This window comes from Agromyces sp. ISL-38, from assembly GCF_018613935.1.
Lineage (GTDB): Bacteria > Actinomycetota > Actinomycetes > Actinomycetales > Microbacteriaceae > Agromyces.
This window is the reverse complement of sequence record NZ_JAGGPF010000010.1, coordinates 256883-270466: the sequence shown is the minus strand read 5'-3', so window position 1 is coordinate 270466 and position 13584 is coordinate 256883. Positions and strand designations below refer to the sequence as shown.

At 68.5% G+C, this 13584-nt stretch carries 9 protein-coding genes; 3 read left to right on the top strand and 6 right to left on the bottom strand.

Annotation, left to right across the window (positions count from 1 at the left end; translation table 11 throughout):
• From J7E25_RS11460 to J7E25_RS11435, 6 genes are all read right to left on the bottom strand, one after another.
• Entirely contained in the window at window positions 1–1434 is a 1434-nt protein-coding gene (locus J7E25_RS11460) for a GH1 family beta-glucosidase (RefSeq protein ID WP_214870269.1), read from the bottom strand.
• Window positions 1431–3752 carry an alpha-xylosidase gene (gene yicI / locus J7E25_RS11455; protein WP_214870268.1) on the bottom strand — a complete coding sequence of 774 codons (2322 nt, stop codon included), beginning with the start codon at window positions 3750–3752 and terminating at the stop codon, window positions 1431–1433. Before yicI ends, J7E25_RS11460 begins: the two co-directional genes overlap by 4 nt.
• Complete coding sequence (locus J7E25_RS11450; RefSeq protein ID WP_214870267.1) at window positions 3752–4669, bottom strand: carbohydrate ABC transporter permease; 918 nt, start codon at window positions 4667–4669, stop codon at window positions 3752–3754. The genes yicI and J7E25_RS11450 overlap by 1 nt, the downstream gene beginning before the upstream one ends.
• The gene (locus J7E25_RS11445; protein WP_308164525.1) at window positions 4666–5646 is read right to left on the bottom strand and encodes a sugar ABC transporter permease; all 981 of its coding nucleotides are present in this window, start codon (window positions 5644–5646) and stop codon (window positions 4666–4668) included. Before J7E25_RS11445 ends, J7E25_RS11450 begins: the two co-directional genes overlap by 4 nt.
• Before the next feature lie 68 nt (window positions 5647–5714).
• Window positions 5715–7004: an ABC transporter substrate-binding protein gene (locus J7E25_RS11440; protein WP_214870266.1), complete on the bottom strand. Its 1290-nt coding sequence runs from the start codon at window positions 7002–7004 to the stop codon at window positions 5715–5717.
• Between the two features lie 94 nt (window positions 7005–7098).
• A complete protein-coding gene (locus J7E25_RS11435; protein WP_214870265.1) occupies window positions 7099–8145 on the bottom strand; it encodes a LacI family DNA-binding transcriptional regulator in 1047 nt (348 codons plus the stop codon).
• Window positions 8146–8426: 281 nt separating this feature from the next.
• Here J7E25_RS11435 and J7E25_RS11430 point away from each other — a divergent pair, with 281 nt between their 5' ends.
• The 3 genes from J7E25_RS11430 to J7E25_RS11420 all read left to right on the top strand — a co-directional run bounded on the left by J7E25_RS11430 (window position 8427) and on the right by J7E25_RS11420 (window position 13574).
• Entirely contained in the window at window positions 8427–10916 is a 2490-nt protein-coding gene (locus J7E25_RS11430) for a glycoside hydrolase family 3 N-terminal domain-containing protein (RefSeq protein ID WP_214870264.1), read from the top strand.
• A complete protein-coding gene (locus J7E25_RS11425) occupies window positions 10913–12337 on the top strand; it encodes a glycoside hydrolase family 43 protein (RefSeq protein ID WP_214870263.1) in 1425 nt (474 codons plus the stop codon). Before J7E25_RS11430 ends, J7E25_RS11425 begins: the two co-directional genes overlap by 4 nt.
• A 199-nt stretch (window positions 12338–12536) precedes the next feature.
• Window positions 12537–13574, top strand: a complete 1038-nt coding sequence (locus tag J7E25_RS11420; RefSeq protein WP_215005047.1) for a sugar ABC transporter permease — start codon at window positions 12537–12539, stop codon at window positions 13572–13574.
• Window positions 13575–13584 lie beyond the last annotated feature (10 nt).

The following is a 13584-nucleotide window of genomic DNA, read 5'->3' as shown; positions in this document are numbered from 1 at the left end:
TCACGCCAGAATCGTGCGCGTGCGGATGAGCTCGGCGTACCAGTGCGCGCTCGCCTTGGGAAGCCGCTCGAGGGTGTCGTAGTCGACCCGCACGATGCCGAACCGCTTCGAGTAGCCGTAGCCCCACTCGAAGTTGTCCATGAGCGACCAGACCTGGTAGCCGCGCAGGTCCACTCCGCGCTGCATCGCCCGGTGCGCGGCCGTGAAGTGCCGGCGCAGGTAGTCGATGCGGTCGTCGTCCTGCACGACCGGCCCGTCGGGACCCTCGGTCACGACGTCGTTGAAGGCGGCGCCGTTCTCGGTGACCATGAGCGGCAGCGACGGGTGTGCCTCGTGCAGCGAGACGAGCAGGTCTTCGAGGCCTGAGGGGTCGATGTTCCAGCCCATCTCGGTGTACGGCCCCGGTTGCACGAGGAACTCCACGTCATCGGATCCGGGCCAGGTCGTGCCGCCCATGTCCTTGTGCCCGTCGGCGTTGGCCTTGGGGGTCTTCCCGTCCCACATCTGCACGGTCACGGTCGAGTAGTAGTTCACGCCCAGCAGGTCGAGGGGCTGCGCGATGAGCTCCGTGTCGCCCGGTCGCACGAAAGACCAGTCGGTCACTCCGGCGGTGTCGGCGATGACGTCGGCCGGATAGCCGTCGCCGAGGAGCGGTCCGAGGAACACCCGGTTGGCGAGTCCGTCGATTCGGCGTGCCGCCTCGGCGCCAGTCGGGCCCGATCGGCGGATGACGTGCAGGTTCAGCGTGATCGAGTAGCCGGGGTCGTTCGTGACGACCTCGCGGAGCGCCGCCACCGCGAGCCCGTGCGCGAGATTCAGGTGATGCACCGCGGCGAGCGCCTTCGCACCGTCGGTGAGCCCCGGGGCGTGCGCGCCCGACCCGTAGCCGAGGTACGCGCTGCACCACGGCTCGTTGAGCGTCGTCCACACGGCGACCCGACCTCCGAGGCGCTCGCCGACGAGGCGCGCGTACTCGGCGAACGCCTCGGACGTCGCCCGGTTGTTCCAGCCGCCCTCGTCTTCGAGTGCCTGCGGCAGGTCCCAGTGATAGAGCGTCGCGATGGGACGGATGCCGCGGGCGATGAGCCCGTCGACGAGGCGCTCGTAGAACGCGAGCCCCGCCTCGTTCGCCGGCCCGCGGCCCGTCGGCTGGATCCGCGGCCAGGCGATCGAGAACCGGTACGCCTCGAGCCCCAGGTCGCTCATGAGGTCGAGGTCGGACTCGAGACGGTGGTAGTGGTCGTCGGCGACGTCGCCGGTGTCGCCGTTCCAGACCTTGCCGGGAGTGTGGCTGAACGTGTCCCAGATCGAAGGCCCGCGGCCGTCTTCGTCGACCGCCCCCTCGATCTGGTATGCCGCCGTGGCCGACCCGAACACGAACGTGTCGGGGAAGGCGAGGCCTGCGTCGCGGTAGTCCGCGTTGCCCGTGGTCATCTCTGCAACTCCACTTCACCGTCGACCGACTGGATCTCGCCGGGCGTCCCGATCACCTTAGCGACGAAGTCGCGGCCGTCGAGCGAGCGCAGCCGCACCCGATCGCCGCGGCGCTCCGCCTCGAACGCGATGAGGATTCCATCGGGCTCGACGACCTGCACCGACTCGACGCCGTCGACGCCGCCCGGCGCGACGGCGAGCGTGAGCCCGGTGCCGTAGTCGTAGTCGGGCCGATCGCGGCGCGCCCCGAGCGGCAGCACGGCACCGCCGCGCACGTAGAGCGGCAGCGAGTCGAACCCGTGCTGCTCGCGGCGCCAGCCGCCGCCCTCGACGACCTCGCCGCTCAGGAGCGACGTCCACGTACCGGCCGGCAGGTAGACGTCGACCTCGCCGTGCTCCGAGAACACCGGGGCGACGAGCAGGTCGGGGCCGAGCAGGTACTGCCGGTCGAGGTAGGCGGCGCCGGGGTCGTCGGGGAACGCGAGCTGCATCGGCCGCATCACGGGGATCCCCCGCTCGTGGGCTTCGATCCCGGCCCGGTAGAGGTAGGGCATGAGCGACATCTTGAGCTCGGTGAACCCGCGGGCCACGTCGACGGCCTCGTCGTCGAACGACCACGGCACCCGGTAGCTCGTCGACCCGTGCAGCCGCGAGTGGCTCGAGAGCAACCCGAACGCGAGCCACCGCTTGAACACCGCGGCATCCGGGGTCCCCTCGAAGCCGCCGATGTCGTGGCTCCAGAACCCGAAGCCCGACATCGCGAGCGAGAGGCCACCGCGAAGGCTCTCGGCCATCGACACGAAGCTCGAGGAGTTGTCGCCGCCCCAGTGCACCGGCATCCGCTGTCCGCCCGTCGTCGCCGACCGCGCGAAGACCACCGCCTCGCCTTCGCCGCGCTCTTCCTCGAGCACCGCGAACACGGCCTCGTTGTAGCGCTGCGTGTAGAGGTTGTGCATCGTCTCGGGGTCGGAGCCGTCGTGCCAGACGACGTCGATCGGGATGCGCTCGCCGAAATCGGTCTTCAGGGCGTCGACGCCCTGGCGCAACAGCCCGCGGAGCTGCTCCTGGAACCACGCCGTCGCGTCGGGGTTCGTGAAGTCGACGAGCGCCATGCCGGCCTGCCAGAGATCCCATTGCCACACGCTGCCGTCGGGCCGGCGGACGAGGTAGCCGGCGTCGCGGGCCACGTCGAAGAGCGCCGAACGCTGGGCGATGTACGGGTTGATCCACGCGCTGACCTTGAGCCCGCGCTCGCGAAGGCGGGCGAGCATGCCCTCGGGGTCGGGGAAGGTCCTCGGATCCCACTCGAGGTCGGTCCAGTTGAACTCGCGCATCCAGAAGCAGTCGAAGTGGAAGACCGAGAACGGCAGGTCGCGCTCGCGCATCCCGTCGACGAACGACGCGACCGTCTCCTCGTCGTAGTCGGTCGTGAACGACGTCGAGAGCCACAGCCCGTACGACCACGCAGGCACGCGAGCGGGGCGCCCGGTGAGCGCGGTGTAGCGCTCGAGCACCTCGACCGGGGTGGGGCCGGCGATCACGAAATACTCGAGCGACTCCCCCGCCGTCGAGAACTGCACGCGCTCGACGGCCTCGGAACCGACCTCGAACGACACATGCTCGGGATGGTTCACGAGCACGCCGTAGCCGCGGTTCGAGAGGTAGAACGGCACGTTCTTGTAGGCCTGCTCGCTCGAGGTGCCGCCATCGGCGTTCCAGATGTCGATGGTCTGGCCGTTCTTCACGAGCGGGCCGAAGCGCTCGCCGAGGCCGTAGACGAGCTCGCCGACGCCGAGCTCGAGCTGCTCGTGCACGTAGTGCGCGGCGGTCGCCAGTCCCGTGGTCGAGATGCCCGTGACGCCCGTGGGCTCCGCGGTCACCGGCGCGCCTGCGCCGAGGCTCACGTATCCGACGGACTTCGCCCCGCTCGCCGTGAGCGGGCGACCCTCATGAAAGAACTCCAGGCGCCACGGATGCCCCGCGCTGACGCGTGCCGTGAGACCGCCGGTCGTGAGGGTGCCGCCCGCGGCATCCGCCTCCGCCGTACCGGCTCCCTCGACGGCGCCGGGCAGATCGAAGCCCGGCGAGGACTTCCCGCCGCGGTGATGCTCGATGCGTACTCGCACGACGCCCTCGAGCGGCGAGGAGAGCGTGACGGTCAGCACCGGGCGGTTCAGCACGTCGCCACGCTTCTCGATGACCTTGGTGGGCGCGGTGACCACCAGCCGGTCGCCGCGTGCATCGAGGTCGTACGCCTCCTGAGCGTAGAGCGCGGTGACGCCGGGACGCACCTGCCAGAACCCGTCGGTGAACTTCATTACTTGACTGCTCCTGCCGTGATGCCCCTGGTGAGGGTGCGTTGGAAGATGAGGAAGAAGATGAGCGTGGGCACGAGGCCGAGCAGTGCCGAGGCGCTCGTCGTGGTGACATCCATGAGCCGATCGCCCTGCAGCACGCTGATCGCCACGGGCACCGTCTGGTTCTCGTTGCTCACGAGGAAGGTGAGCGGGATCAGGAACTCGTTCCACGTCCAGATGAAGAAGAAGATGAGCAGCACACTGATCGTCGGACGGGAGATCGGCACGATCACCTGCCAGAGGATGCGCCAGCGCCCGGCGCCGTCGATCGCGGCCGCCTCGAGCACGGACTTCGGGAACGTGCCGTACACCGCCGAGAGCAGGTAAGTGCCGAAGGCGCTCTGGATGACCGTGAAGATGATGATGACCGCCCACACGTTGTTGTACAGGCCGATCTGCTTGAACATGTAGTACAGCGGGTAGAGCAGCACCTCCTGCGGCAGCATGTTCGCGAGCAGGAAGAGCCCGATCACCCATGTGCGGCCGCGCACGCGCCCGATGCCGATCGCGAAGGCGTTCAGCACGCTCACCACGACGGCGAACACCGAGACGAGGCCGGAGATCAGCACACTGTTCCAGAGCTTCTGGGGGAAATCGACGCGCTCCCAGAACGCCACGATGCCGTCGAGGTAGATCTCGGCCGGCAACTGCAGCGGCCCGCCGCTCGCGTAGTCGGAGGGCGACTTGAAGGAGTTGACGAGGATGAGCAGGAACGGGAAGGCGATGACGATCGCCACGATCACCGCGCCGAGGAGCAGCACCCACTCGGTCACGGTGCGCGGTCGGCGCCGCCGCTTCGGCACGACGCGGTTCGAATCGCCTGGCTCGTGGGCGGGGGTCGGCCGAACGGGCCGGCCGGAGGTCGAGGTGGCGGTCACGATGCCGACTCCTTCCGCTCGGAGGAGAGCTGGAACCTGATGAACACGAAGGCGACGACGCCGATCACGATCGTGAGGGCGGTGGCGATGGTCGCGCCGTAGCCGACCTGCTGCGCCTGGAAGAACTCGCTGTACGCGTAGTACGCCGGCACGATCGTCGAGTCGCCCGGTCCGCCGCGCGTGAGCACGTAGATCGGCCCGAACACCTTCAGCGCCGCGATCGTGCAGGTGAGGGTCACGACGAAGATCTCGGGACGGATGATGCTGAGGGTGATCGCGCCGAATCGCTGGAACCAGTTGGCGCCGTCGAGTTCGGCGGCTTCGTAGAGTTCGGGGTCCACTCGCTGCAGCGCCGCCATGAAGACGACGATCGGATACCCGAGCTGTACCCACACGAGCACGACCATGATGCTCAGGAGTGCCGTGTCGGGATTGCCGAGCCAGTTCTGGGCGAGGAAGCCGAGCCCGACCGCGTCGAGCATCTGGTTGAGTGCGCCGTCGCCGGGTCGCAGCACCCAGCCGATGACGATGCCGGCGATCACGACCGGCAGGATCTGCGGCAGGTAGTAGGTGGCTCGCAGGAAGCTCGCCAGCCGGCCGCTGAAGCGCCGGCCGATGAGGTCGAAGAGGAGTGCCGCGAGCACGAGGCCGACCACGGTGGGCAGCACGACCATCGCGACGATCATCGCGACCGAGTTGCGGAACGACGCCCAGAAGGTCTGGTCGCCGAACAGCTCGACCCAGTTCTCGAGGCCGATGAACACGGGCGGGCGGATGCCGCGCCACTCCGTGAAGCTAAGGTACACGTTCCAGCCGAGCGGGATCAGCACGATCACGGTGACGAGCACGAGTCCGGGCACCAGGTAGAGCCAGTACCCGAGGCTCGGGCGGTCACCGCGATGCGGGATGAGCGGTTCCTCGGCGGCTCGCGCCGGTGCGCGCGTCCGCGGCGCACGGATGAGCGGGATGGTTGCCACGGGTGTTCTCCTTTCGGGCGTGCGGGGAGCCTGCCCGGCCGGTCGAGCCGACCGGCCGGGCAGGAGGCTCACTCGCGGAAGTCCGCGACGTAGCCGTCGTACTCCTCGCCGAGGCTCGTGAGCACCTCGTCGGGCGACTTCGTGCCGTTCACGAGCTCCTGAAGCTCGGCGACGATCGTGTCGTAGAAGGTCGGCGTGGGCCAGTCGGGGTAGAACGAGAGGCCGTCGCGCTCATTGATCGCGTTGAACTGCTCGATGAGCTCCTTGCTCTTCTCGTCGGTGATGTCCTTGATGTCGGCGGCGACCGGCAGGCCACCGTTGTTGCCGAGAATCGCCTGGATCTCGGGCCGCATCGTGATCTCGATGAACTCGTAGGCGAGCTCGGGGTTCTTCGCGTTCGTGGGCACGACCCACATGTTGCCCGCGGAGCCGAGGTTCAGCTGCGACTCGGGGAACTCGAAGATGCCCCAATCGAAGCCGTCGATCTCCGACTGGAACCGGCCGTACCACCAGCTCCCCGACACGAACATCGGCGCCTCGCCGCTGATGAAGGAGACACCGGCGTCCTCAGCCTTCAGGCCCGTGATGTCCTTGGAGATGTAGCCCGCGTCGGTCCAGTCGACGATGGTCTGGGTCGCCTCGGTGAGTTCCGGTCCGTGCCAGTCGACCTCCCCCGTGTAGAGCTGGTAGTCGTCGACCCACGACCGGTCGGCCTTGCTCAGGGCGAGCTGGTACCAGAGCTGGCCGAGCGGGTACTCGAGCGCCGCCTCGGCGAGCGGCGTGGTGCCGGCATCCTTGAACGTCTGCATCGCGGCCACGAATTCGTCGTAGGTCGTCGGAACCTCGACGCCGGCGGCCGCGAACGCATCCTTGTTGTAGTAGACGGTGACGAACTCGCCGTAGTTCGGCACCCCGTACCAGGGGCCCGAGCCCATGATGCCGTCTTCGTCGTAGCGCGCGGTCGTCTGCAGCGCGGGGGCGAGCTTGTCGTCCCATCCGTACTCCTCGACCACGTCGGTCATGTCGGTGAGCAGGCCCTGGCTCGCGAGGAGCCCAGCGGTGCCGTTGCCCTTGGCGTATTCGAGGATGTCGGGCGCCTCGTCGGAGTTCAGCACCTGGCTCGCGGTCGAGCGGATCTGCTCGAATCCCTTCGCCTCGAACTCCACCTTGGCGCCGGTCTCCTCCTCGAAGACCTTGATCGCCTCGTCCCACGCCTTGCCCATCGCACTGTCTTCACCCTCGAAATGCCAGAGGGTGAGGGTCTTGTCGTCGGCCGTATCGCCGCCGCCCGCGCATCCGGAAAGGACGAGCGCGCTCGCGGCGATGACCGCCGCGAATGCCGTGGTCGATTTCTTCATTTCGGCTACCTCCTTGTAGGGCCGCAGGTGCGGCTATTGGTGCTGGGTGTGGTCGCAGCGTTTCAATGTTGAGTGCTTCGGGTTTCGCGGGCCGTCACACTCGGGCACCCCTTCGTGGGCCGGGTTCGGATGCCGCGTAGGCGACGACCGAGCCTCGGGTGACGTATCGCGGGGCGACGAGCTCGACGCGCTCGCCGGCGTCGCCGTGCTCGATGGCCTCGACGAGCAGCTCGACGGCGCGCTCGCAGGACTCCTCGGCGATGAGCGGGATGACATCGAGGGGCGGAGCGAAGTCGCGAGTGCTGTAGTTGGCCCCGCCCGCGACCACCGAGACGGCACCCGGCACGTCGATGCCCCTCGCCGCGAGGTCCGCCAGGATGGCACGGGCCATCGGCTCGTTGCAGTTCAGCACGAGCCCGTCGAGCTCGGGAAGACCATCGACGAGCGTCGCGACGGCCGACCGTGCGGCGGCCTGGGTCTCCTCGGGGAAGACCTCGGCGTGGAGGACGGCACGTCGCTCGACGGCCTCGGCGAATCCGCGCCGGAACCGCAGCGGGAAGTTCGAGCCGCGCCCGTAGAGGCGCTCGGGGTGCCCGACGAGCCCGATGCTCCGCCGGCCCGCGTCGACGAGCCGATCGACCGCGAGCGCCGCCGCCGCCTCGAAGTCGAGGTCGACGCAGCGCAGTCCCGTCGTGTCCGCGGGGATGCCGACGAACACCGAACGGGCGCCGAGCGAGCGCAATCGCTCGATGCGCTCGTCGTGCATGTCGACGTCGAGCACGACGACCCCGTCGGCGAGCGCGCTCGACGTGACGCGCTCGAGCCCCGCGGTGGCGTCGTCTTGGACGAGCAGGAGCGTGTCGTAGTCGCGCGCCCTCGCCGCGTTCGCGACGGCCATCACGAAGCGCATGTGCGCCGGGTGATACGTGTCTTCATGCAGCGGCGCGGTGAGGGCGAGGATGTTCGTGCGGCTGCCGGCGAGCATTCTCGCACCGGCGTTCGCTCGATAGCCGAGCTCGGCTACTGCCGCGTCGATTCGCCGCCGAGTGTCGGCGCCGATCGATCGCTTGCCGCTCAGCGCGTACGACACGGTGCTGATCGACACGCCGGCCGCCTTCGCCACCTCGTGGATGCTCGCCATCTCTCCCTCACTGTGCGGGGCGATTGGTGAAACGCTTCGACTGGCACCCCAATGGACTCTACGCAGAGGCCCGAGGCGACCGCAAGTTGGTTTGTCGTTTTTATGAACAAAAGCACCATCGACCAGATCACGTCGAACTCGAGAAGGAGTCGATCTCCGCCGACATCCGTTGACATGTTGTGAAACACAGCGTCTCGGATGCGCGATCCGCCCTTTGCTTCGAAGCGCTTCGACCCCATACTGGAGCCCGACCGTCGTTCCTCTCTCCACGGGATGCCCACATGACCCACACACCAGCCGTCGAATCCGGCGCCCGCTCGCACACCCTCGTGCCCGTCGAATCCGTCGCCCAGATCTCGAGCATCCTGCGCGACGCCGACCCCACCCTCGATCCACGGCTGGCGGCGCTCGCCCGCCAGGCCGCAGCCGACGGCACCGTGCTGCTGCGGAACGACCGTGTACTGCCGTTCGGCCCCGAAAGCCGGGTGGCCGTGTTCGGGCGCGTGCAGATCGACTGGTTCGCCGTGGGCTACGGCTCCGGCGGAGACGTCAAGGTCCCCTACGTGTGGAACCTGCTCGCCGGACTGCGCGACGCCGGCGTGCGCGTCGACGACCAGGTCGCCGAGACCTACGTTCGCTGGACGGCCGCGCACCGCCCGGCGTCGTCGGAGGTGTGGGGGCGCTGGCCGCACCACCTGCCCGAGATGCCGATCGACGACGACTTCGCGGCCGCCGCCGCCGGGCGCAACGACGTCGCCCTCGTCGTCGTCGGTCGCGCCGCCGGCGAAGCCCGCGACAGCGTGCTCGAACCCGGCAGCTACTACATCACCACCGCCGAGACCGAGCTGCTCGATCGGGTCACCGGCGCCTTCGAGCGCACGGTGGTGGTCGTCGACGCAGGCAACGTCATGGATCTCGGATGGCTCGCCCGCTACGGCGACCGCATTGCCGGCGTCGTCTACGCCTGGCAGGGCGGCATGGAGGGCGCCCGCGCCGTCGCGGCAGTACTCGCCGGCGAGATCGCTCCGACCGGCCGCCTCACCGACACCATCGCCGCGGCGTACGAGGACTACCCGAGCGCCGGGCACTTCGGCGACGCCGACGCGACCGTCTACGCCGAGGACATCTTCGTCGGCTACCGGTACTTCGAGACGTTCGCGCCCGAGCGTGTGCTGTTCCCGTTCGGGTTCGGACTCGACTATGCCGAGTTCCAGCAGACGGTCATTCGCGCCACGACCGGCGCCGACCGCGTCGAGCTGGTCGTCGAGGTCGCGAACGTCGGCGCGGTGCACTCCGGCCGCCAGACCGTGCAGGCATACGTCTCGAAGCCGGGCACGACACTCGCGCAACCCGCACGCGAACTCGCCGGTTTCGCGAAGACCTCACTGCTCGCGCCCGGACAGCGCGAGCGCGTCGCCATCACCATCGATCTCGCCGACCTCGCGTCCTACGACGACGACGGCTCGACCGGGCAGCGCTCGTGCTGGGTGCTCGAGCCCGGGGAGTACCGCTTCTTCGTCGGAACCGACGTGCGCCGCGCGGTAACGGCCGCGTCACTCACCCTCGACACCCTGCGCGTGGTCCGTCGCGTGCACGAAGCGGCCGCCGTCGACCCGACCACGCCGTTCCGCCGCATGACCGTGCAGCGCGGTGCCGACGGCGGCGCCCTGGCCGGCTGGGAGGACGTGCCGGTCGCGACGGTCGACCGCCGCGAACGGGTACTGGGCGACCTGCCCGCCGCAACCCCGCTCACCGGGGATCGCGGCATCGTCCTCGACGCGGTCGCCGCGGGCACTGCTTCGCTCGACGAGTTCGTCGCACAACTCACGGTCAACGAGCTCGAACTGCTGTCTCGCGGCGACCTCACCATGGACAGCCCCCTCGGCACGCCCGGCAACGCGGGAGTGCTCGGAGGAATCTCGGAGTCGCTGCGCGCGAAGGGCGTACGCCCCGTGACCGCCACCGACGGGCCGAGCGGCATCCGGCTGTCCGCGTTCGCCTCGTTGATTCCCTCGGGAACGGCGCTCGCCTCGACGTGGGATCCGGGACTCGTGCGAGAGCTCGCCGCCCTGCACGGGCAGGAGATGGTGCGCAAGGGCTCGGACGTGCTGCTCAGTCCCGGCATGAACATCCACCGAAACCCGCTTTGCGGGCGCAACTTCGAGTACTTCTCCGAGGATCCGCTGCTGACCGGACGGATGGCGGCCGCCGCCGTCGCCGGCGTGCAGTCGCAGGGCGTCGCGGCCTGTCCCAAGCACTTCGCCGCCAACAACCAGGAGGAGTCCCGCACCCGCAACGACTCGCGGGTCTCGGAGCGTGCGCTGCGCGAGATCTACCTGCGCGGGTTCGAACTGTGCGTTCGCGAGGCGCGGCCCATGGCCATCATGACCTCGTACAACAAGGTCAACGGCGTGTGGTCGCACTACCACCACGACCTGGTCACGACGGTGCTGCGGCACGAGTGGGGCTACGACGGGTGCGTGATCACCGACTGGTGGATGGAGTCCGCCGTCGACCCGGACTTCTCCGCGCTCGAGGACAACGCCTATCGGGTCCGCGCCCAGGTCGACGTGCTCATGCCGGGCGGGGTGAAGACCGAAGACGGGCCGGAGGCGTACGCCGACGACACCATCCAGGACTCGATCGCGCGAGCCGATGGGCTCACGCTCGGCGAACTCCAGCGGGGGGCGCGGAACGTGCTCCGACTCGTTCTGACCCTCGCGCCGGTGATCGATGCCCGCACCGGCGAGGGAAGCGGAGCCGCACGATGAGCCGCACCGCCGCGACCGTGCCAATCATCCCGGGGTTCCACCCCGACCCGAGCGTCTGCCGGGTCGGCGACGACTACTACCTGGCCAACTCCTCGTTCGAATACGTGCCTGCGGTGCCGATCTGGCATTCGCGGGACCTGGTGGCTTGGACGCAAGTGGGCAATGCGCTCGTGCGGGACGAGCAGTTCCCCGCTGCACGGGCAGGCGACAGCGGCGGCATCTACGCGCCGACGCTGCGCCACCATCGCGGACGCTTCTGGTTGATCACCTCCGACGTCGGGGATCCGCATGGCGGCCAGCGGCTGTTCCGGGCCGATGCGATCGACGGGCCGTGGTCGGACGCGATCGAACTGCCCGAACTCCGGGGCATCGACCCCGACCTGTGCTTCACCGACGAGGGCGAGTGCCTCGTCACCTATTGCTCGTGGACGGGCGGTCCGTCGGCCGTCTGGCAGGCCGCGATCGACGCGGACACGGGGCGCGTGCTCGATCCCCCACGCCTGCTGTGGGGCGGCACCGAGCTCGGCCACACCGAAGGTCCGCACCTGTACCGCCGAGGCGACTGGTGGTACCTGGTCGTCGCAGAAGGCGGTACCGAGCGCGGCCACGGCGTGTCTGTGGCCCGGTCGCGGAATCCGCGCGGGCCCTTCGAGTCGGCACCGCACAATCCGGTTTACACGCATCGGAGCACGGAGCACTCCGTGCAGAACGTCGGACACGCCGACCTGGTCGAGCGGCCCGATGGCACGTGGGCGGCCGTGCACCTCGGCGTCCGGCCGCGCGGCATGACGCCCTCGTTCCACGTGAACGGCCGGGAGACGTTCCTCGCGGAGGTCGACTGGGTCGACGACTGGCCGGCGTTCCGGCCCTCCGACGCCATTCCGCCCGCAGGCGCCTGGGACGTCGACGACCGGTTCGAACACCTGCATCCGCGCTGGGTCTCGCCGCGGGCTCGCATCGAGGACTTCGCCATCCCGGTGCGCGGCGGCCTCGAGGTGCGCGACGCCGACGGCGCGGGCGTATACGCCCGGCTCCAGCCATTGCACTGGAGCGCCGCGTTCGAGGTCGACCCCGAGGGGGTCGATTCGGTCGTGCACGCGGAGATACGCCTCGATGACCGGCACCGGGTCGGTGTACGCATCGCGGCCGGCATCGCCACGGCCCTCTGGACGGTCGGCGGCGCGGTGGTCGAGCTCGGCAGCGTCGACGCGACGCGCGGACGCGTGGAGATCGCATCCGTCGCGTCCGCTACCGGTGGACCCGACGACGTGGTGCTCACTGCGGACGGGCGATCGCTGGGGGCGATCGACGGTCGCTATCTCTCGACCGAGGTCGCGGCCGGCTTCACAGGGCGGGTCGCCGGTGTGCGCGTCGAGCGAGGCGTCGCCATTGTGCGCCGTATCGCGATCACCGAGTCGTGAGGTCCCGAGTGATGTCGCGGACCGCGGCCTCGACCTGCGCGTATGAGAGCGCTCCCAGCGTTATCGCGCCGTTATCGACGAGTTGTCAACGAGGGTTTGACGGATCCGGCTCGGCTGGTTATTGTCGAAGCGGTTCGATTGTTGGAACACCGAACAAATTGTCGAACCACACACGATCACAAGGGAGTGACATGAATGGGTGCGTGAATACCCGGCGAGCCGCGGCGCGGCGGGCGACGACATGACCAGCCAGCTCGTGCTGCAGGAAGTCGCCGCGACCGAGCTCGAGGAGAGCCCGGCGACCGAGAAGGCGTCGCGCAAGTGGCGGCGCCAGGCCGGTGGCCGCCGCTCGATGGGGATGTTCCTGTGCATCGTGCCGTTCATGGTGCTGGTCTTCGTCTTCTCCTACTTCCCGCTCTACGGCTGGATCTACTCGCTGTTCGACTACCGGCCGGCCCTCGGGCTCTCCGGCAGTGAGTTCGTCGGACTGCAGTGGTTCGAGCTCTTGGTCAGTTCGCCGACGCAGGTGGCTCAGATCGGCCAAGTGCTGCTCAACACGCTCGCCATCAGCTTCCTCGGCATCGCCACCTCGGTGCTCCCGCTGATCTTCGCGGTCTTCCTCAACGAGGTGCGGGCGCCGTGGTTCCGCAACTCCGTGCAGACGTTGACCACGCTCCCGAACTTCATCTCCTGGGTGCTGGTCTACATGATCGCGTTCTCCCTGTTCTCCAGCTCCGGTCTGGTGAACAACATCCTCAACGACGCAGGACTCATCACCCAGCCGCTCAAGTTCCTCGACACCGATCAGAACGTCTGGCTCACGATGACGCTCTGGGGCGTCTGGAAGGGGCTCGGCTGGGGTGCGATCATCTACCTCGCCGCGATCGCCGGCATCGACCAGTCGCTGTACGAGTCGGCGAAGATCGACGGCGCCGGCCGATTCCAGCTGATGCGATACATCACCATCCCGCAGTTGATGCCGACCTACCTCGTGTTGCTGCTCCTGTCGGTCGCGAACCTGCTGAACAACGGCATGGAGCAGTACTTCGTGTTCCAGAACGCCTTCAACAAGGAGACCATCCAGGTTCTCGACCTGTACGTCTACAACATCGGGATCACGGGCAACAGCCTCTCGATGGCCACGGCGATCGGCATGCTGAAGAGCGTCATCTCAGTCGTTCTCCTGCTCACCGTCAACTGGATCGCCAAGCGCGTCCGTGGCCAGTCGATCGTCTGAGAAGGAGACA